Source organism: Populibacterium corticicola, from assembly GCF_042683685.1.
Classification (GTDB): Bacteria; Actinomycetota; Actinomycetes; order Actinomycetales; family Cellulomonadaceae; genus Timonella; species Timonella corticicola.
Window position 1 is genome coordinate 597,650 of record NZ_JBHUOP010000001.1, and the last position, 21,339, is coordinate 618,988.

Genomic DNA, 21,339 nt, shown 5'->3' on the forward strand with positions numbered 1-21,339 from the left:
GATCAATCCGAAGGCTTGACCTGGCCGTGGAATTCCGCCCTGCGCTAAGCCGGCATGGACAAGCCAGCACGTATGCGTCATCACCGGTACGGTACGTGTATACCGAAACTCCTAGACCTCCAACGCCGTGGTGCACGGGTGTTGGCGTCGCTATCTCAACGTGAAGGATTCCCCAGATGTCTGTCGCAGTCCGCGTTATTCCATGCCTTGATGTTGATGCAGGCCGAGTGGTTAAAGGCGTCAACTTTGAGAATCTCAGGGATGCGGGCGACCCGGTTGAACTGGCTCGACGCTACGGTCAGCAGGGTGCGGATGAACTCACCTTCCTTGACGTGACTGCTTCATCGGGAAACCGAGAGACCACGTATGACGTGGTACGCCGGACAGCCGAGGAAGTGTTCATTCCGTTGACGGTTGGCGGAGGGGTGCGCACCACTGACGATGTGGACCGGCTACTACGTGCGGGGGCAGACAAGGTCGGAGTCAACACGGCGGCAATCGCCCGCCCGGAACTGATCAATGAGATCGCGGAGCGTTTTGGATCCCAGGTTCTTGTTTTGTCAGTGGATGCCCGTAGAGTCACAGGAGACACCCACACTCCGTCCGGTTACGAGATCACGACTCACGGTGGCAAGCGAGGCACTGGAATCGACGCGGTCGAGTGGGCGGTCAAGGCTCAGCAACTCGGGGCGGGAGAAATCCTGCTCAACTCGATGGACGCAGACGGTACCTATAACGGCTACGACCTTGAAATGTTCGGTGCCGTGCGCCGTGAGGTGACGATCCCGCTGATCGCATCAGGGGGCGCGAGCGTTGCAGGGGACTTCACCGCTGCGGCCAAGGCCGGAGCCGATGCCGTACTGGCAGCGAGCGTGTTTCACTTTGGAAAGTTAACAATTGCGCAGGTCAAGGAAGACATGGCGGCGCAGGGAATAGAGGTTAGACAATAGTGACTGGATCCTCCAAGGCATTTCTTGGGGAGAACGAAACCTATGCACTACCTGGTGGCCAACTGCGCAAGTCGCTTGCGATGGTTGGCCGCAGTTTGAAGGCAGAGCCAAAGATCTATACTTTGGCAATTTGTTCTTCCGCCCTCTTCGGTGCGCTCACCGTGGGCATCTCCCGTGTGATTGGCTGGCTCACAGGGGACTACATCATCCCGATCCTTGAGGGATCACGCAATGTGCGTGATATCTGGATCGGTGCACTCGTGCTTTTTCTCATCGTGCTTGGCCTAGCGGTATCAGTTGCCGGGCGTCGGATTTTCGCTGCCTATGGCACGTACGGGTTGCAGGGGCATCACCGCAGGGCATTGAGCCACAAGTTCACCACGCTCGCGCCGTCCTGGCACAAGCAACACTCAACTGGTGAGTTGCTGTCCAACGTGAGCTCGGATGCGGAAGCGGCCACGACCGTGTTCAATCCGATGCCGTACATGCTTGGCTCGGTCGTGATGTTCATCGTGTCCGGGATAATGCTGGTCCTGGTCGACCCGTGGCTTGCACTCGCGGCGTTCGTGATTCTGCCGATCATGATCATCGCGAACCTGTTCTTCCAGAACTACATGACCCCCGCGGTGACGCTTTCGCAGGAACTGCGTGGCGAGGTGTCAAACGTCGCACACGAGAGCTTCGAGGGCGCGACTTTGGTCAAGGCGCTTGGCTCTCGTGACGAGGAGGTGCGTCGTTTCACTCGCAGTACGACGGCTCTGCAGAACGCGAATGCTCGCGTTGGTCTGATCCGAGCGGTTTTCGACCCCGTGATCGACGCGCTTCCAAGTATTGGGACGCTCCTGGTTATCGCCGTGGGCATCATGCGGCTGCAATCCGGTGACGTGACTGCAGGGGACGTCGTGACGGCATCGTATCTGCTGACCTTGCTGTCCGTTCCGGCTCGTTCGTTTGGTTGGGTGTTGGCTGATATGCCGCGCAGTGTGGTCGGGTACAGCCGCGTGGCGGACGTGGTTGACTTGCGTAGCTCCCTCACCCCCGGCAACGGCGTACGAACCTCAGGCGAGTCATCGGTCCGATTCGACAACGTCACCTACTCGGTTGCGGATGAGGACCAAAGCGTGGAGATTGCCCGCGGCGTAAGCTTCACTGCGCCAACGGGTCAGACCACAGTGCTGATGGGGCGTACTGGTTCGGGAAAGACCTCACTCGTGTCTATGATTGCGCGCTTGTGGGACCCGACGAGTGGCCGTGTGCTGATCGGACAGGATGACGTACGCACGCTGACGCGTCAGGAACTGAGCGATTCGGTTGCGTTTGTGTCGCAGGGGTCATTCGTGTTTGAGGACACGGTTCGCGCCAATGTCACGCTCACTGACCTAGATGACCCGCGCTTTGGCGATGAGGACGTGTGGGAGGCGTTGCGGGTTGCGCAACTCGAGGTTTTCGTGCGCGACCTTCCCGATGGCCTTGACACGCGTTTGGGGGAGCAGGGTTCGAATCTTTCCGGCGGACAGCGTCAGCGCCTTGCGATTGCACGTGCGGTTATCCGAAAGCCAAGTGTTCTGGTCCTCGATGACGCGACCTCGGCGCTCGACCCACAGGTAGAGCAGGCAATCTTGGCGGGTATCGCGCGCTCGGGTGCCACGACCGTGGTGATGGTTGCATATCGAGCTGCCACGGCGATCCTTGCGGATCGCATCGTGTTCCTCGAGGACGGTCGCATTACCGGGGAAGGCACGCACGAACAACTGCTTGCGGCCCTGCCCACCTACGCCGATGTGGTGAATGCCTACGATCAGGAGGAGATTGATGGCTGATAGGGAAACTCAGATTCAGTCAGCTTCCGATCTGGGCGTATTTGCGACGATTCGGCGGGGTGTTCAGGTCACACCTGAGATCGTGCAGGGGATTGGGTGGACGCTGCTGTTCGCCGTGCTCGCAGCGGCGGGCAAGATCACGGTTCCCCTCGCGGTACAGCAGGCTGTTGACACCGCGGTTGACCCCGCTGGAATCAACCTCGAGCGCATCCTGCTTGTGTGTTTGGTTGCGTTGGGCGCTGTTCTTGCGTCAGGGCTATGCACTGCATTCATGAACGTCCGTCTGATCAAAGCCGCCGAGACTGGTCTTGCGCGGTTGCGTGAACGGGCTTTCTCGCACATCCACCAGTTGACCGTGCTCACCCAGAACTCCGAACGCAAGGGTTCGTTGGTCTCCCGTGTGACCTCGGACGTCGACACGATCTCGATGTTCGTGCAGTGGGGTGGCATCATGCTGCTCACCTCGATTCTCCAACTCGTTGCGGCAACAGTGGTGATGTTCTGGTTCTCGTGGCAGCTCACCCTCCTGGTGTGGGTTACGTTCATCCCGTTTGTGATCCTGTTGCAGCCCGCGCAGCGTGCCGTGAACCGTGGCTTTACAGCGGTGCGCGCCAAGATGGGTGCCCTGCTCGGAGCCGTGTCGGAGTCCGTTGTCGGCGCTTCCACCGTGACGGCCTACGGCATCGGTCCGCGCACCGAGGCGAAGATCAACACTGCCGTGGAAGAACACCGCGTCAGCGGCATCGATGCGATGAAGAAGGTCGCGATCTCCTTTTCAGCCGGAGTCTTCGCGGCGAACCTCGTGCTTGTGGTCGTTGTCATCGGTGGCGCATATCTTGGGGTGGCGGGAGAGATCACCCCGGGACAACTCGTCGCGTTCCTGTTCCTGGTCCAGTTGTTCACTGGCCCGGTCCAGTTGGCAACCGAGGTCCTCAACGAAATGCAGAACGCGGTGGCCGGATGGCGTCGCGTGCTTGCGATTCTGGAGACCGAGATTGACGTTCCCTTCAAAGACGCGTCCACCACGACGATTCCTTCGGGACCGTCCCATCTGGTCGTCGAGAAGCTGGACTACAACTATCCTGGCGGTCCAAAGGTGCTCGATAGCGTGGACCTGAATATTGCTCCCGGCCAGCGCGTTGCGGTCGTGGGCGAGACTGGCTCCGGTAAGACCACGCTGGCCAAACTGATTACTCGGTTTGTCGACCCAGTCCAGGGACGCGTGCTGCTTGATGGCATCGACCTGCGTGACCACAGCGAACATGACCTGCGTCGGCGAGTCTTGCTCGTGCCACAGGAGGGGTTCCTGTTCGCGACCTCACTACGGGCAAACATCTCCTACCCGCTCATTGCGTCGGGGGAGTACAGCGAGGCGGAGATCGCCACGAGGGTTGAGGGCGCCGTGAGCGCACTCGGCCTTGATCCGTGGCTGGCCAACTTCCCGGCAGGCCTCGATTCCGAGGTGGGGCAACGAGGCGAGAGGCTTTCGGCTGGCGAGCGTCAACTTGTTGCGCTGGCTCGAGCGTATGTGTGCGAAGCGGATCTGCTTGTGATGGATGAGGTCACGTCCGCCGTTGACCCGGCAACCGAGGTCGCTATCTCGCGGGCACTCGATGCTCTCATGGAGAACAAATCCACCGTGACGATCGCGCACAGGCTCTCGACTGCACAAAACAGTGATGTGGTGGTGGTCATGGATCGAGGTCGCGTCGTTGAACTTGGGTCTCATGATGACCTGATCGCTCGGGAGGGACGCTACGCCGCGATGTTCTCCGCATGGCTCGCTCAAACCAATTCGCAGGTGTGACCGCGCGGATGTGGTGGCGGGTCCAACCCGCACAGGCTGGACCCACCACCACATAGAGTACGAGGCGTGTTGGGTCGCACGGTGGACAGATTGTCTTGTTGGCTGTCCACCATGGGAAAATATCTGCGTGACTGGTACGAACGAATCCTTGGCTCCATCCCTTGACCCGCAGATCGCTCAGCGACTCAAACGGGATGTCAACGGGCTGTTTGCCGCAATCATCCAGCAGCACGACACCAAAGACGTGCTCATGCTTGGCTTCATGGACGACGAGGCGTTGCGCCGCACCCTGGCGGAAGGCCGTGTCACCTTCTACTCAAGATCCCGGCAGGAATACTGGCGTAAGGGCGACACCTCCGGTCACTATCAGTTTGTTAAGGAAGTGGCCATCGACTGCGATGGCGATGCGCTGCTGATCAAGGTCGATCAGGTTGGTGCCGCCTGCCACACGGGAGAGCGGACCTGCTTTGACACCGGCGGCACACTTCCAGCGCATGTCATCGAAGAACACTTCACCGGCGCAGTTGACGCCGCAGCACACGAAAGCGAGGCGTAGGTATGACCATCGAGATGCAGACCAAGCTGCCAAGTGGTGGATCGCAGTTCTCGTGGGGCAAGACCTGGCCTGCGCTGGAAAACTTCCGTGAAATCGCTGCCCAGCGCCGTGTCGTCCCGGTTGTGCGTAAGATCCTCGCCGACGATGTCACCCCCCTGGGAATCTATCGGGCACTTGCGGGAGGTCGACGCGGCACCTTTCTCCTTGAATCCGCTGAGATCGATGGAACATGGTCGCGGTACTCATTCATCGGCGTGAACTCTCGTGCGACGCTTACCGCCGTAGACGATGACGTAGTCTGGCACGGTGACGTACCTGCGGGTATTCCAACCTCGGGCAAGCCGCTTGAAGTGCTCGATGCCGCGTTGCGTGCACTGCACACCGAGGCCATCGAGGGCTTGCCTCCCTTCACGGGTGGCCTCGTCGGTTCGATGGGCTGGGACATCATTAGGCAGTGGGAGCCAACCCTGCCATCGAATGCCCCCATTGAGATTGATGCCCCGGACATGAGCCTGTGCCTGGCATCCGACCTGGCCGTTGTGGACCACGTTGATGGGTCGATCTGGTTGATCGCAAATGCCATCAACTTCAACAACACTGACGAGCACGTTGACGAAGCGTATGCGGATGCCGTTGTCCGTCTTGACGCAATGGAAGAGACACTTGAAGCGGGTATAGCGGCCGGATTTGGTTCAGTACCGCGGATTCTCGACGACTCGGTGGCAGAACCGGACATTGAGTTCCGGACTACCCGTGAGCAGTACTCCGAGATGATTGCGCGGGGCAAGGAAGCGATCCGTAACGGGGAGGTCTTCCAGATCGTACTGTCCCAGCGATTCGATGTGGAAACGCACGCCACCCCGCTCGATGTGTACCGCGTGCTACGCACAGTCAATCCAAGCCCGTACATGTACTACTTCGAACTGACCGACCACAAGGGCGAAGGCTACTCGGTGGTCGGCTCAAGCCCGGAAACCCTGGTCAAGATCGTGGAGGGCAAAGTCACGACCTATCCGATCGCAGGCTCGCGCCCACGCGGAGAGACCCTCGAAGAGGACATTCTCAACGGTAAGGACGTGCGTGAGGACCCAAAGGAAGTCGCAGAGCACATCATGCTCGTGGACCTTTCCCGCAATGACCTGGTCAAGGTATGCGAACCGGGCAGCGTTGAGGTGGTTGAGTTCATGGCGATCAAACGCTTCAGCCACATCATGCACATGTGTTCGACCGTTATCGGGAGACTGCGTCAGGGCAAGACCGCGCTTGACGTGTTCACCGCAACCTTCCCTGCAGGAACCCTGTCGGGCGCTCCCAAGAACCGTGCGGTTGCCCTCATCGACGAGTATGAGCAGGCGTCGCGTGGTGTGTACGGTGGAACTCTTGGGTACTTTGGCTTCGATGGAAACATGGACATGGCCATCGCGATTCGTACCGCATACATGAAGAACGGCCGCGCGAGCGTTCAGGCGGGCGGCGGTATCGTGGCCGATTCGCAGGAGGAGCCGGAATACTGGGAGACCCGCAACAAAGCGGCCGCCGTGCTCCGGGCAATTGCGACGGCTCACAAGCTCTCTGCGCGACGTAAGTAGACTGACTCTATGAACGCATCCGTAACTGCCACGCGTCGGAGCATCGGTCGCAGGCACGTGGTCCTGTCGATCCTTGTGCTGGCGATCATCGTCATTTCGACTGCGAACCTCACCTGGTTTCAGGTGTCCACGCAGTCAGTATTGGCGCAGGAGATAAGTGTTCAAGCCTCTGGTCAGGGCATGTCGCCGGGTCTCACCGCTGCGGGACTGGTTGCGATAGCCTCGGCACTGTTCCTCAGCATCAGCAAACGAATCGGCAGTTACATCGCGCTGAGCGCAACCATGCTAGCCGGGGCGTTGATTGCCTTCGCGGCGATCTTGGTGCTGGCTGACCCCATTGCCCGCTTTGCGGGCGTGTATGCGGAGGCGACGGGCGCTGATGCGGTTCCCGAGAACCTCATCACCCTGCCGTGGCCCTACGCGACCATCGCCGGTGGCGTACTGCTCGTCGTCAGTGGGGTGTTCGCTCTGACCCAGGCGGGCAACTGGGCACAGGGGAGCACCAAATATGACGCACCGGCTCGCGGGAGTGCAACGGATACGGATGCACATGCACCGCAGACCACACCCCAAGCAGGGCGGCCCGCGGGGGAGGAACTCACCGATGAGCGCGTACTGTGGGACTCCCTGACCGAGGGAATTGACCCAACCGACCGATAGCGTCAGCAAAGCATCTTGTACAGCAGACATCACGCGCGAGACATGGGTCGAAAGTCCGTATGTCGTGCAAAAACCTTGTACGCTAGGTGTGGAACGACCTTCGAAAGGGAGAATCATGTCAGCTAAGGACGCGGCAAACGCTCCAAGCATCCTTGCGCCACAGGGCGTAGAGCTTCCAGACAATGCGCCACCGCACAACCACGGTCACACAACCGCTGCCTGGTTCCTGACCATTTTCGGAATGGTCGGAAGCATCCTGATCGGTGTGGGCATGCCGTTGGAGTCAACCGCACTCATCATCGTCGGAGTCGCCGTCGTCGTGATCGGCGCTGTTGGCGGTCTGGTCCTGTCGCTTGCAGGCAAGGGGCAACCGCACGCGGCGTTGCGCCGTTGATGTAGCCGAACGAATGCCTTCGACAACCGTTGTCGGAGGCATTTTGTTTTATTGTGTGTGGAGTTCTTCGGGCAGTGCGCGGTGAAGCGGCACAGAAATCGTCTCAACCTATGTCGCCGCAGGTGTCTCAAGGGGCGGCAGCCGAACTTCTTGCCATGTGGAACCTGTCTACTATGGCCTAGGACACGTAAGAAAAAGCTTATGAGCGGTGGGAACCAAACGCGCTCATTTCCTGGAGGTTAAACACGTATGACCGTGCTAGACGACATCATTGCCGGGGTGCGCGAAGACCTGGCAGTGCGTGAGGCCCGCACGTCGTTGGCTGAACTCAAGGAGATGGCGGCACGTCAGCCAAGCGCCAAGGAGTGCATGGGGCGGCTGAGCGACCCGGAGGCGATCGGCGTTATCGCAGAGGTCAAGCGCAAGAGCCCGAGCAAGGGTGAGTTGGCCGACATTCCAGACCCGGCGGTGCTGGCTCGCGAATACGAACTGGGCGGCGCGGCCGTTGTGTCGGTTTTGACGGAGGAACGTCGGTTTGGCGGTAGTCTCGCCGACCTCAAGGCCGTTCGCGCCGCCGTGGACATTCCGATTCTCCGCAAGGACTTCGTGGTCACCCCGTACCAGGTGTGGGAGGCCCGTGCGTACGGTGCCGATGTGGTGCTGCTGATCGTTGCGGCGCTTGAGCAGACTGTTCTGGAATCGCTCATCGAACGCATTGAATCCCTTGGCATGACCGCACTCGTTGAGGTTCACACGGTCCAGGAGGTCGAGCGGGCCGTGGCTGCCGGTGCCAAGTTGATCGGTATCAATTCCCGCAACCTCAAGACCCTTGAGGTTAACCGCGACACCTTCGCTGAGGTTGCGCCGTCCATCCCTGCAGGGTGCGTGCGCGTGGCGGAGTCCGGTGTGCGTGGTCCACACGATGTGGTCGAGTATGTTCGGCATGGCGCGGACGCGGTGCTCGTCGGTGAGGCCCTCGTGACGGGAACCGAGCCGCGTTCGGCGGTCGCTGACCTGGTAGCGGCTGGCTCTCATCCATCCCTTCGATCTTTCCGTCACCAGTGACGCACGGTGTCATCGCTTGCTCAACCTCAACCGGATGAGTTTGCCACCCGCCACAGCGCGGACAAGCAAGACAAGAGTTACAACCATTTGGAGTGTGCAATGACAGCTTCGCTGCAGAGCCTACCCGGACCATTCTTCGGTGAGTTCGGTGGCCGCTACATGCCGGAGGCGCTCATCGCGGCGCTCGACGAGCTCGAGGCGACCTACAACGCGGCTAAGGTCGACCCCGCGTTCAACGAGGAGTTGCTGCGGTTGCACAAGTCCTACTCGGGGCGCCCATCAATCATCACCGAGGCACCACGGTTTGCGGAGCATGCCGGGGGAGCACGCATCTTCTTGAAACGCGAGGACCTCAACCACACGGGCTCGCACAAGATCAACAACGTGCTTGGACAAGCACTGCTGACCAAACTCGTGGGCAAGAGGCGAGTCATCGCGGAGACTGGGGCTGGCCAGCATGGCGTTGCCACGGCGACTGCCGCTGCGCTGTTCGATCTTGACTGTGTCGTGTACATGGGTGAGGAAGACACCAAACGTCAGGCGTTGAATGTCGCGCGCATGCGCCTGCTCGGCGCAGAGGTCATTCCGGTGACCACGGGATCGCGTACGCTCAAGGACGCAATCAACGAGGCCCTGCGCGACTGGGTCACAAACGTTGAGACCACCAACTACGTGTTCGGAACCGCCGCTGGACCACACCCGTTCCCAGCGATGGTGCGTGACTTCCAGCGCATCATCGGCGTCGAGGCGCGCGAGCAGATGCTCGCTGAGATCGGACGTCTACCGGATGTGGTTGCCGCGTGCGTTGGTGGCGGCTCGAATGCGATCGGCATCTTTGACGCCTTCCTTGACGACGAGTCGGTCCGGTTGGTCGGTTTGGAGGCCGGTGGCGACGGGATCGAGACCGGTCGGCACGCTTCCACGATTACCGGTGGAGCCCCTGGTGTTCTACACGGAACTCGGTCCTACCTGCTTCAGGACGAGGATGGTCAAACAGTTGAGTCGCACTCGATCTCGGCTGGTCTGGACTATCCGGGAGTGGGGCCGCAGCACGCTCACTTGGCTGCGATCGGTCGTGCGGAGTATCGCGGGATCACCGATGCCGAGGCGATGGAGGCGCTGCGCCTGCTGTCGCGTACTGAGGGCATCATTCCGGCGATTGAGTCGGCGCACGCTTTGGCTGGCGCGCTGCAACTCGGACGTGAGGCCGCTGAGGCTGGACGTGCCGATGAGGTCATCCTGGTGAACCTGTCAGGCCGTGGCGACAAGGATGTGGCTACGGCTGCTCGCTGGTTCGATCTGGTGGATGCTGATGCAGATTTGGGTTCGGAAGGGGCAATCGGATGAGTGCGGTATCGGACAAGCTCCTGGAGTTGCGCGAGACGGAAAACCGCGCAGCGTTGATTGGGTATCTGCCGGTGGGCTATCCCTCGGTTGAGGGATCTATCGCTGCTGCCCGCGCTCTGATCGAGGCGGGCGCGGATATCCTTGAACTAGGTATCCCGTACTCGGACCCGGTCATGGACGGCGAGACCATCCAGGTGGCTGTTCAAGAAGCACTTGAAAATGGCGTGCGTACTCGTGACGTGTTCACGGTGATTGAGGCGATCCGCGATCTTGGTGCGCCAATTCTTGTGATGACGTATTTCAACCCGATCTACCGTTACGGTTTGCGTGAGTTTGCCCGTGACCTTAAAGCGGCTGGTGGCGCTGGTCTGATCACGCCGGACCTGACGCCCGATGCGGCGCAGGAGTGGATCGACGTTGCTGACGAGTTCGAGTTGGACAAGGTCTTCCTCGTAGCGCCCTCATCAACGGATGCCCGTTTGAAACTTACCGCTGATGCGTCGCGTGGGTTTGTGTACGCGGCGTCAACCATGGGCGTGACTGGCGAACGTACGTCACTCGGCGAGGCCGCAGAGGTACTCGTTGAGCGCACCCGCGCCGCTGGCGCACCGTATGTATGCGTTGGGCTTGGCGTTTCCAAACCGGAACAAGCACGCGATGTCGGACGTTACGCTGATGGAGTGATCGTGGGATCGGCCTTCGTGCGCCCACTGTCACAGGATGGCCCACTCGATGACCGCATCACCGCGATGCAGGACGTTGCCCGTTCGCTTTCCGCCGGTATCCGCGAAGCACGATAAGTAAGGCAGTTTAAGTTGTTGAACCCTACGGTATGGGCCTCGATTCCCAGCCCTTCCCAGAGCGTGTGGTACCTCGGTCCATTCCCACTGAGGGCATATGCCCTGTGCATCATCCTCGGTATCGTGGTCGCGGGTTGGCTCACTGCCAAGCGGATCGTCCACCGTGGCGGTACGGCGGAACAGGTGTTCGATGTATCGTTCATCGCCGTGATCTTCGGTATCATCGGTGGCCGTCTGTATCACGTCATCTCTAGCCCGCGCGCATACTTCGGCGAGGGTGGGGACCCCATCAAGGCCCTGTACATCTGGGAGGGTGGCCTCGGCATCTGGGGGGCCATTGCTCTGGGTGCTGTGGGTGCCTGGATTGGCTGTAAGCGTGTTGGGCTGCGTTTCTCCGCCTACGCGGACGCCATCGCCCCCGGACTGCTCATCGCACAGGCAATCGGACGCCTTGGCAACTGGTTCAACCAGGAGCTCTTTGGTGGTCCAACCACGTTGCCGTGGGGCCTCGAGATCGATGACCGTCACCTGCCCGCTGGCTTCGAGTCCGGCACTCTGTTCCACCCGACCTTCCTCTACGAACTGCTCTGGTGCCTTGCTGCGGCCGCGGTAATCCTGTGGCTCGACAAGAAGCGCGATTTCAAGCCGGGTCAGGTCATGTGGCTGTACGTCATGCTGTACACGATGGGTAGGCTGTGGATCGAGGCGCTGCGTATCGATGACGCGGAGTTGATCTTGGGTCTGCGTTTGAACATCTGGACCTCGATCATCATCTTCATCGTCGGTCTGGTGGGCTTCGTAGTCGCCGGAAAACGTAACAATCAGATTAACGAGAAGCACGAGGACGAAACACAAGAGCCCCTCGACGCTGAGGCCTGATCACGCCTCAACATGGGCGGGTTGCCACGCGTTTTGCGTGGTAACCCGCCTTTTTTGCGGGCTATGTCGGGAGCAAAGATTTTCGCAACACCATAATCACGTAAAACTCCCGAAACATAGAAAAAACTTGGGCGAAAAATAGCGGAATTGTGCGTAACTTGAGTGATACACGAGAGGCCTAATCTCATATAACCACTGGGAACAGTTCCAGTGGTGTGCGCTGAGCCCGCAACGGTTCTCTCCACGCTTGACCGACGGGGAGATTCGAGACCCACTGGTGGCTTGGCGCTGTGAACGTGAGAGAAAGGCAGCCGCCATGGACGCTCCAATGTCCCGTGACCTACCGATGGTTTCATCGCTGTGGGGTACCCGGCCTGACGCAGTCGGCCTGTACGACCCAAAGTCCGAGCACGACGCGTGTGGTGTCGCGTTCGTGGCGACGCTGCGTGGAACGCCAGGTCACGACATTGTGGAGGCTGGGCTCACCGCTCTTGTGAACCTTGACCACCGTGGAGCGGTGGGCGCTGAGGAGAACACCGGTGATGGAGCCGGTATTTTGGTGCAGATTCCCGACGAGTTCTTCCGCTCGCAGGTTTCGTTCTCTCTGCCTGTGGCTGGCCGATACGCCGCTGGTATCGCGTTCCTCCCGGTTGCTGATGACGAATATGAGTCGGCCAGGCAGCGAGTCAGCGAGATCGCTGAACAGGAGGGCCTCAAGGTTCTCGGCTGGCGTGAACTTCCCATCACCCGTGGTTTGGTTGGGCCTTCTGCCGAGGCTGCGATGCCCCGCTTTGAACAACTGTTTGTGGCAAGCGCCGATGAGTCGCGTGCGGGTATCGAACTTGACCGCTTGACCTACCGTCTGCGGAAGCGTGCCGAGAACGAGTTGGAACTCTTCTTCGCATCGCTGTCATCGCGCACGATCACCTATAAGGGCATGCTCACGGTTGAGCAGTTGCGTCCATTCTTCCCTGACCTTTCGCAAGAGGGTTTCACCTCCAGGATCGCCCTCGTTCACTCCCGATTCTCCACGAACACCTTCCCGTCGTGGCCGCTGGCTCAGCCGTTCCGTATGATCGCGCACAACGGTGAGATCAACACTGTTCGCGGTAACCGGAACTGGATGGCTGCACGCCAGGGCAAACTTGAGTCCGAACTGATCGGCGACTTCGGTCCGCTGCTGCCGATCTGCTCGCAGGGTGCGTCCGACTCCGCCTCGCTCGATGAGGTTCTTGAACTGCTGCACTTGTCGGGTCGTGAACTGCCACACGCAGTCATGATGATGGTTCCCGAGGCATGGGAGAACCATGCCACGATGTCGCCTGCCAAGAAGGCGTTCTACGAGTACCACGCAAACCTCATCGAACCGTGGGACGGTCCAGCGTGCCTCACCTTCACCGATGGGTCGTTGATCGGCGCCGTGCTTGACCGCAACGGTCTACGCCCAGGCCGCTACTGGGTGACCGATGACGGCCTAGTGGTTCTAGGCTCCGAGGCTGGTGTGCTCGACATCGCCCCTGAGAAGGTTGTCCAGAAGGGCCGCCTTGAACCGGGCAAGATGTTCCTCGTGGACACCGAGAACCAGCGGTTGATCTCAGATGATGAGGTCAAGCAGTCCCTCGCAAACGCGCAGCCCTATGAACAGTGGGTTCGCGACAATTCCGTATACCTGTCGGAACTCCCTGATCGTGAACACATCACCCACTCGTCCGCGTCGGTTGAGCGCCGTCAGCGTGCCTTCGGATACACCGAGGAAGAACTCAAGATGCTGCTCGGCCCAATGGCCGAGGAAGGTGCCGAACCAATCGGCGCGATGGGCACCGACACCCCTATCGCGGTGCTGTCGAACCGTCCGAAGCTCATGTTCGACTACTTCACGCAGATGTTCGCGCAGGTGACAAACCCACCACTGGACTCGATTCGTGAACGCCTGGTCACCTCTATCGGTGGGGCAATCGGTCCTGAACCGAACCTTCTTCTCGATACCCCAGACCACGCCCGTAAGGTTGTGTTGGACTTCCCGGTTCTGTCGAACGATGAACTTGCCAAGATCGTGCACATCGACAAGATCTCCCCGAACGAGGTCAAGTTCAAGTCCATCGTGATCCGCGGTCTGTACCGGGTTGACCGTGGGGCACAGGCCCTTGAAGAACGCCTCAGTGAAATCTTCCACGAGGTCGACGAAGCGATCTCCAACGGCACGAGCTTCATCATCCTCTCGGACCGCAACTCATACTCCGAGTATGCCCCGATCCCATCGCTCCTCCTGCTCTCTGCCGTGCACCAGCACCTACTGCGCAAGCACACTCGCACCCAGGTCTCGCTCGTTGTCGAGGCTGGCGACGTGCGCGAGGTGCACCACGTTGCACTGCTCGTCGGTTACGGTGCGGCTGCAGTCAACCCTTACCTGGCAATGGAGACGGTTGAGGACCTGGCCCACAAGGGGCTGGTGTCCGTCAGCCCCGAGAAGGCGGTCAGCAACCTCATCAAGGCGCTCGGCAAGGGCGTGCTCAAGATCATGAGCAAGATGGGTATCTCCACGCTGTCCTCCTACCGAGGTGCACAGGTATTCGAGGCGCTGGGGCTGAGCCGGGGACTCGTCGAAAAGTACTTCACCGGAACCACGAGCCGGCTCGACGGTGTGGACCTGGACGTTATCGCTCAGGAGGTGGCGGCACGCCACCTCGACGCGTACCCGATCTCCGGCAATCTGCTTCAGGACCAGCCGCTGCCAAGCGGCGGTGAATACAAGTGGCGTCGTGATGGCGAGGAACACCTCTTCGACCCAGAAACCGTGTTCAAACTGCAGCACTCCACCCGGACCCGCCGGTTCGACATCTTCCGCCAGTACACCCAGCGCGTCAACGATCAGTCGCAGCGCCTGATGACCCTGCGCGGACTACTCGAATTCGACTCGGGACGCGAACCCATCAGCATCGATGAGGTCGAGCCGATCTCCGAGATCGTGAAGCGGTTCAACACCGGCGCAATGTCATACGGATCGATCTCGCAGGAGACCCACGAGACCCTTGCCATTGCGATGAACCGTCTGGGTGGCCGTTCCAACACCGGTGAGGGTGGCGAGCTGCCGGAGCGTCTGTACGACCCTGAGCGCCGCTCCAAGGTCAAGCAGATTGCGTCTGGTCGCTTTGGTGTCACCTCCGAATACCTCGTGAATGCAGACGACATCCAGATCAAACTCGCGCAGGGCGCCAAGCCCGGTGAGGGTGGTCAACTCCCGGGACACAAGATGTACCCGTGGATCGCGCAGACCCGACACTCAACCCCGGGCGTTGGCCTGATCTCGCCACCGCCGCACCACGACATCTATTCGATTGAGGACCTGGCGCAGCTCATCCATGATGCCAAGAACTCAAACCCACGCGCACGTATCCACGTCAAGCTCGTGTCCGAGTTCGGTGTGGGAACAGTCGCCGCAGGTGTGTCGAAGGCACACGCCGACGTGGTCCTGATCTCGGGACACGACGGTGGAACCGGAGCAAGCCCGCTGAACTCACTCAAGCACGCTGGAACCCCGTGGGAGATCGGGCTTGCCGAAACCCAACAGACCCTGATCCTCAACGACCTGCGCGACCGCATCACCGTGCAGGTAGATGGTCAACTCAAGACCGGCCGAGACGTTGTCATCGGTGCGCTACTCGGTGCAGAGGAGTTTGGTTTCGCAACCGCCCCAATGGTGGTCTCAGGCTGCATCATGATGCGGGTCTGCCACCTCGACACATGCCCGGTGGGCGTCGCGACCCAGAACCCGGAACTGCGCTCCCGCTTCACCGGGAAGCCCGAGTTCGTGGTCAACTTCTTCGAGTTCATCGCGCAGGAGGTCCGCGAGTACTTGGCGGAACTTGGGTTCCGCACGCTTGAGGAAGCCATCGGGCATGTTGAAGTGCTCAACGCCCGCAAGGCAGTTGACCACTGGAAGGCGCAGGGCATTGACCTCAAGCATGTGCTTGAGCAGATCTCGCCGGTTCCAGGCTCCGATGTCAAGAGGGCCAAGGGGCAGCAGCACGGACTTGAAAAGGCACTCGATAACTCGCTGATCACAGCAGCGCAGCCTGCACTCGAATCCGGCACCCCGGTCGTCATCGACACCCCGATCCGCAACGTCAACCGCACGGTTGGAACGATGCTCGGATATGAGGTGACCAAGAGGTACCGTGGCGAAGGCCTACCAGATGACACCATCACCGTGAACCTGACGGGAACCGCAGGAAACTCGTTCGGAGCATTCATCCCACGCGGTATTGCCCTGAACCTGACCGGCGATGCCAACGACTACGTGGGCAAGGGGCTGTCGGGTGGACGAATCACCGTACGGCCATACGTGAACACTCAGTTCGACCCGCACGAGAACGTGATCGCAGGAAACGTGATCGGATACGGCGCGACCTCCGGGGAGATTCTGCTCTCCGGTAAAGCCGGAGAACGTTTCGCCGTTCGTAACTCGGGCGCAACCCTCGTAGTCGAAGGCGTTGGAGACCACGCACTCGAATACATGACCGGGGGAGAGGTCCTGATCATCGGGCCGACCGGACGCAATTTCGCGGCGGGCATGTCGGGTGGTGTCGCCTATGTGCTCGACCTGGACCACAAGGCGATCAACACCGACTCGATGGATGCTGGCGAGTTCCTGCTCGCAGGACTCGACGAGCAGGATATCGCCCGAGTGACCGAGTTGCTCCAGCGCCATGCGGACGCAACCGGTTCATACACCGCAAGGTCATTGCTTGCAGACATCCCGGCAGCACTCGCACGCTTCACACGCGTTCTACCCGCCGAATACGCGCGCATCAGGGCAGCACTGCACGACGCAGAGGAACAAGGAATCGACCTGGCAACGCCAGGTGCTTGGGAACAGATTTTGGAGGTGTCACGTGGCTGATCCACGCGGATTCTTGAAGGTGCGTGAACGGGAACTCCCCAAGTATCGCCCAGTGGAGGTTCGACTCCTTGACTTCAAAGACGTCCAAGAGCAACGTGTTGCAGGCTCCGCCTACGTCAAGGTCCAGGCCTCGCGTTGCATGGACTGCGGTATCCCATTCTGCAACCAGGGCTGCCCACTCGGTAACCTGATCCCAGACTGGAACGACCTGGTCTACAAAGACCAGTGGCAGCTCGCAGCCCAGCGTCTGCATGCGACCAACAACTTCCCTGAGTTCACCGGACGTGTATGCCCGGCGCCCTGTGAGACCAGCTGTGTGCTCGGCATCAACCAACCTGCCGTCACCATCAAGAACATCGAGGTCTCGATTATCGACGAGGCATTCGACCGTGGATACGTTGTCCCACAGGTACCCGAACGTCTCACCGACAAGACCGTGGCTGTCGTAGGTTCCGGCCCAGCAGGTCTCGCCGCCGCCCAGCAACTGACTCGCGCCGGTCACACCGTGGTCGTATACGAGCGCGACCCCCTGATCGGTGGGCTCCTGCGCTTCGGCATCCCAGACTTCAAACTCGAGAAGTGGCACATCGACCGCCGTATCGAACAAATGCAGGCCGAGGGCACCCGTTTCCGCACCGGTGTCAGCATCGGTGAGGACATCACCTGGGAAGAGCTACGCTCACGATTCGATGCTGTCGTTGTGGCAACCGGTGCCACCGTGCCCCGTGGCCTGCCCATCCCTGGACGTGAACTTGATGGCGTCCACTACGCGATGGACTATCTCACCCAAGCGAACCACGCCTCAAACGGAGACGCGCCCGAGAATCAGATACTTGCGGACGGAAAACACGTTATTGTTATCGGTGGTGGTGACACTGGCTCGGACTGCGTTGGAACAGCTCTGAGGCAGCAGGCAGCAAGTGTCACGACTCTTGCCATTGGTAAGCAACCCCCACTTGAGCGGCCAGAGAATCAGCCTTGGCCAACTCACCCGGTTCTCTTCGAGGTGTCGAGTTCGCACGCCGAAGGAGGGGAACGGGCCTACCTAGCCTCAACTGTTGAGTTTGTTGGCGATGATTCCGGTCGCGTCAAAGCTCTCAAGGTTGCGACTACCGAGTACCTGCCAGACGGTCGGCGTGTTCCTCAGCAAGGCACGGAACGCGAGATCGCCGCAGACCTCGTACTCATCGCAATGGGGTTTGTCGGTCCAGAGACATCAGCCCTGACCACGCAAAGCGGCGCGGAAATCACGAATCGTGGTGCGTTCGCGCGCCGCGACGACTTTTCCACGCAGTTGCCAGGGGTTTTTGTGGCAGGAGATGCCGGACGCGGTCAGTCCCTCATCGTATGGGCGATCGCTGAAGGGCGCGCCGCAGCCGCGAGTGTCGATGCCTATTTGCAGGACACAACCCAGTTGCCGCGCCCTGTGACGGCCAACACCAACGCCTTGCGCCCCTAGGTCCCATATGTTCCTGTCAGATAGATGGATACAATGGGAATGACAGGGATCATTTTGTCCCCAGAGCTGTAATCAGACAAGCAATAGGCTGGAGCTATGCGCAAAGCAAAGATCGTTTGCACCATCGGACCGTCGACCTCCTCACCAGAAAACATGGCACGTCTCGTTGCCGCTGGTATGGATGTCGCACGAATCAACCGTTCCCACGGTGGATTCGAAGAACACGAGGCCGTTTACCGTAACATCCGTCAGGCGGCCAAGGACGCTGGGCGCAACGTTGCAGTCCTCGTAGACCTCCAGGGACCAAAGATCCGTCTTGGCAAGTTCGAGGAAGACCGCAAGTACTTCCTCGAGGTTGGTGACGTCTTCACCATCACCACCGATGACATCAAGGGTAACCAGGAGATCTGCTCCACCACCCACAAGGGCCTGCCAAACGACGCCAAGGTTGGCGACGCAATCCTGATCGACGACGGTAAGGTCACCGTTCGCGTTATCGAGGTTACCGACACCAAGGTTGTCACCAAGTGTGAGGTTCCTGGCCCAATCTCGAACAACAAGGGTCTGAACCTGCCAGGTGCAAACGTTTCCGTTCCTGCAATGTCCGACAAGGACGAGGCAGACCTCCGCTGGGCAGTCAAGCTCGGCGCCGACATCATCGCGTTGTCGTTCGTTCGTACCGCTAAGGACTACGACGACGTACGCCGCGTCATGGAGGAAGAGGGACGTATCCTTCCAGTCGTTGCAAAGGTCGAGAAGCCACAGGCCGTCGAGAACCTCGCTGAGATCGTTGACGCATTCGACGCAATCATGGTTGCCCGTGGCGACCTTGGTGTCGAGCTTCCACTTGAGCAGGTGCCACTGGTTCAGAAGCGTGCAGTTGAGCTTGCTCGCCGTAACGCTAAGCCAGTCATCGTGGCAACCCAGGTGCTCGAGTCCATGATCACCAGCCCACGCCCAACCCGTGCAGAGGCTTCGGACTGCGCCAACGCAATCCTTGATGGTGCTGACGCAGTTATGCTCTCCGGTGAGACCTCCGTTGGTGACTTCGCTATCGAGGCCGTTGAGACCATGGCCAAGATCGTTGAGGCCACCGAGGAACTCGGCCGCGAGCGTATTGCACCTCTCGGTTCGACCCCTCACACCCGCGGTGGTGCAATCACCCGTGCGGCTGCTGAGATCGGTGAAACCCTCGGTGTTAAGTACGTCGTGACCTTCACCCAGTCCGGTGACTCGGCTCGCCGCTTCTCCCGCCTGCGTTCCCCGTTGTCGCACATCGCGATGACTCCAAGCACCGCTGTTGAGAAGCAGCTCGCTCTCGCATGGGGCATCACTGCGCAACAGGTTGACTCGGTTGCCTCGACCGATGAGATGGTACGCATCGTTGACGCTCAGCTCCAGGCACAGGGTCTCGCAGAGACCGGCGACCTCGTGGTCGTTGTCTCCGGTGCTCCAGTAGGCGTTTCCGGTACCACCAACTCGATCCTCGTACACCGTATCGGTGACGACATCTGAGTCTAGTTCTTCACTGAACGTCAGTCAGGGCCACTCCCGCGAAGGGGAGCGGCCCTGACTTTTTATGCCCTCGGTTATGAATGTGACCATAGGCGGTGCGATGTGACTGTAGATGTGGGGCACACTGGAGCGCCGATGGTCGCATTGGTGACCCGTGTTGGTCAGTTTCGCGGAGGATTTACGACGATATGGCTGTTTTGCGCTGTTACGACCAGTCCCAGCGTTCGGGGTTGGGGTAACAATGTTGCGCCCCTGTCGGCGGTGTTGCGATAAAAGACCGTAACACCGCCGACAGAACGGCAACAGCGGATGCTTGAAAGCTTCTGTCAGTTACGAACCTTCTGCTTCTAGAATGCTCCTAGAAGCCGATTTTGGGCAAAGCAAAACCCTCCATGATCCGCAACGTCATGCGGTTCATGGAGGGTTTTGAGGTGGTGCCCCCGGTGGGACTCGAACCCACACGCCTCTCGGCACTTGATTTTGAGTCAAGCGTGTCTGCCAATTCCACCACAGGGGCCAGACCCGAAGCCCATGTTCAGCGCACATAACGTGCATGGAACATGCGTTTCGTCCGAGAAATAGATTACACGTCATCCCACGTCGCGCGAAATTGATTCTCCATGTCGAAGGTGTGACCTGTGTTTCAACCGGCATACTTGGAGGGAAATGTGGGCGAAAGTTCATGTGAACCCACTAGAATGAGGTCGTGACCAAGATGAACGAGAAGCCAGAAGAGAACGACGCTGCAGCCGATGGTGTTTCAGGTGCTATCGACCTGAGCGATATGACTGATATCCCTGCCGAGCAAGAGGAAACCAAGGCCCGCCCAGTGCGCCGTGCGGTTGTCGCTGAAGACGAAGCGCTGATCCGCATGGACGTTGTGGAGACTCTGCGTGAGGCGGGATATGACGTTGTCGGCGAGGCCGGTGACGGCGAGACCGCGGTCAAGCTTGCTGTTGAGTTAAAGCCAGATGTCGTCGTCATGGACGTGAAGATGCCTGAGTTGGACGGTATCAGCGCGGCGGAGCGAATCGGTAAGGCTCATGTTGCCCCTGTGGTGCTTCTGACGGCTTTCTCGCAGACTGAGTTGGTTGAGCGCGCACGCGATGCAGGTGCAATGGCCTATGTTGTGAAGCCGTTCAGCCCAGCAGATCTTCTGCCGGCAGTGGAGATTGCAATCTCACGGTACAAGCAGATCACTGCCCTTGAATCCGAGGTCGCGGACCTTGCTGAGCGTTTTGAGACCCGTAAACGTGTGGACCGTGCAAAGGGTCTGCTGATGTCAAAGATGGGTCTGTCGGAGCCTGAGTCGTTCCGTTGGATTCAGAAGACCTCGATGGATCGTCGTCTCACCATGCGTGAGGTTGCTGACGCGGTTATCGACCAGGTGGGCGACAAGTAGTCAGCGGCGCTAGCGGCTGTCGTTTAGCCAAACATTCTCCAACTTTGGGTAATGTTTCGGTTTGATAACGAATCGGCTCTTGCGTGTGCGGGAAATTCGAGGTTTGATGATCCTCAGTACCTCTTTCATCGGGGTATAGCGTGGGGGAGCACAACTCGGAATTTTTCCGCAGATTTCTGCTGCATAAGGGAGTGAG

15 protein-coding genes and 1 tRNA gene are annotated in these 21,339 nt (G+C 59.7%); 15 read left to right on the forward strand and 1 reads right to left on the reverse strand.

What is annotated here, in order from left to right; genetic code table 11:
- Positions 1-176: 176 nt before the first annotated feature.
- From hisF to pyk, 14 genes are all read left to right on the forward strand, one after another.
- Positions 177-950 (forward strand): imidazole glycerol phosphate synthase subunit HisF, encoded by a 774-nt coding sequence (gene hisF, locus ACFSYH_RS02795; protein ID WP_377464965.1) that lies wholly within the window; start codon positions 177-179, stop codon positions 948-950.
- Positions 950-2,770 (forward strand): ABC transporter ATP-binding protein, encoded by a 1,821-nt coding sequence (locus ACFSYH_RS02800; RefSeq protein ID WP_377464966.1) that lies wholly within the window; start codon positions 950-952, stop codon positions 2,768-2,770. Before hisF ends, ACFSYH_RS02800 begins: the two co-directional genes overlap by 1 nt.
- Positions 2,763-4,577, forward strand: a complete 1,815-nt coding sequence (locus tag ACFSYH_RS02805) for an ABC transporter ATP-binding protein (protein WP_377464968.1) — start codon at positions 2,763-2,765, stop codon at positions 4,575-4,577. The genes ACFSYH_RS02800 and ACFSYH_RS02805 overlap by 8 nt, the downstream gene beginning before the upstream one ends.
- 127 nt (positions 4,578-4,704) lie before the next feature.
- A complete protein-coding gene (gene hisI, locus ACFSYH_RS02810; protein ID WP_377464970.1) occupies positions 4,705-5,133 on the forward strand; it encodes a phosphoribosyl-AMP cyclohydrolase in 429 nt (142 codons plus the stop codon).
- Positions 5,134-5,135: 2 nt separating this feature from the next.
- Entirely contained in the window at positions 5,136-6,722 is a 1,587-nt protein-coding gene (locus ACFSYH_RS02815; RefSeq protein ID WP_377464971.1) for an anthranilate synthase component I, read from the forward strand.
- A 9-nt stretch (positions 6,723-6,731) separates the two neighbouring features.
- Positions 6,732-7,382, forward strand: a complete 651-nt coding sequence (locus tag ACFSYH_RS02820; protein ID WP_377464973.1) for a Trp biosynthesis-associated membrane protein — start codon at positions 6,732-6,734, stop codon at positions 7,380-7,382.
- Positions 7,383-7,497: 115 nt separating this feature from the next.
- Positions 7,498-7,776, forward strand: a complete 279-nt coding sequence (locus ACFSYH_RS02825) for an HGxxPAAW family protein (RefSeq protein ID WP_377464974.1) — start codon at positions 7,498-7,500, stop codon at positions 7,774-7,776.
- Between the two features lie 249 nt (positions 7,777-8,025).
- Positions 8,026-8,841 (forward strand): indole-3-glycerol phosphate synthase TrpC, encoded by an 816-nt coding sequence (gene trpC / locus ACFSYH_RS02830; protein ID WP_377464975.1) that lies wholly within the window; start codon positions 8,026-8,028, stop codon positions 8,839-8,841.
- Positions 8,842-8,940: 99 nt separating this feature from the next.
- A complete protein-coding gene (gene trpB, locus ACFSYH_RS02835; protein ID WP_377464977.1) occupies positions 8,941-10,188 on the forward strand; it encodes a tryptophan synthase subunit beta in 1,248 nt (415 codons plus the stop codon).
- On the forward strand, positions 10,185-10,988 hold the full coding sequence (gene trpA / locus ACFSYH_RS02840) for a tryptophan synthase subunit alpha (RefSeq protein WP_377464978.1): 804 nt from the start codon (positions 10,185-10,187) through the stop codon (positions 10,986-10,988). Before trpB ends, trpA begins: the two co-directional genes overlap by 4 nt.
- Positions 10,989-11,006: 18 nt before the next feature.
- Positions 11,007-11,867: a prolipoprotein diacylglyceryl transferase gene (gene lgt / locus ACFSYH_RS02845; RefSeq protein ID WP_377465233.1), complete on the forward strand. Its 861-nt coding sequence runs from the start codon at positions 11,007-11,009 to the stop codon at positions 11,865-11,867.
- A gap of 328 nt (positions 11,868-12,195) precedes the next feature.
- Complete coding sequence (gene gltB / locus ACFSYH_RS02850; protein ID WP_377465235.1) at positions 12,196-16,767, forward strand: glutamate synthase large subunit; 4,572 nt, start codon at positions 12,196-12,198, stop codon at positions 16,765-16,767.
- Entirely contained in the window at positions 16,760-18,226 is a 1,467-nt protein-coding gene (locus ACFSYH_RS02855) for a glutamate synthase subunit beta (RefSeq protein ID WP_377464979.1), read from the forward strand. Before gltB ends, ACFSYH_RS02855 begins: the two co-directional genes overlap by 8 nt.
- Before the next feature lie 96 nt (positions 18,227-18,322).
- A complete protein-coding gene (gene pyk / locus ACFSYH_RS02860; RefSeq protein WP_377464980.1) occupies positions 18,323-19,741 on the forward strand; it encodes a pyruvate kinase in 1,419 nt (472 codons plus the stop codon).
- 432 nt (positions 19,742-20,173) lie between these two features.
- Here pyk and ACFSYH_RS02865 read toward each other — a convergent pair.
- A tRNA-Leu gene (locus tag ACFSYH_RS02865) sits at positions 20,174-20,258 on the reverse strand.
- Positions 20,259-20,525: 267 nt separating this feature from the next.
- On the opposite strand from ACFSYH_RS02865, the gene ACFSYH_RS02870 reads away from it, so the two are divergent.
- The gene (locus ACFSYH_RS02870) at positions 20,526-21,143 is read left to right on the forward strand and encodes an ANTAR domain-containing response regulator (RefSeq protein ID WP_377465237.1); all 618 of its coding nucleotides are present in this window, start codon (positions 20,526-20,528) and stop codon (positions 21,141-21,143) included.
- Positions 21,144-21,339 lie beyond the last annotated feature (196 nt).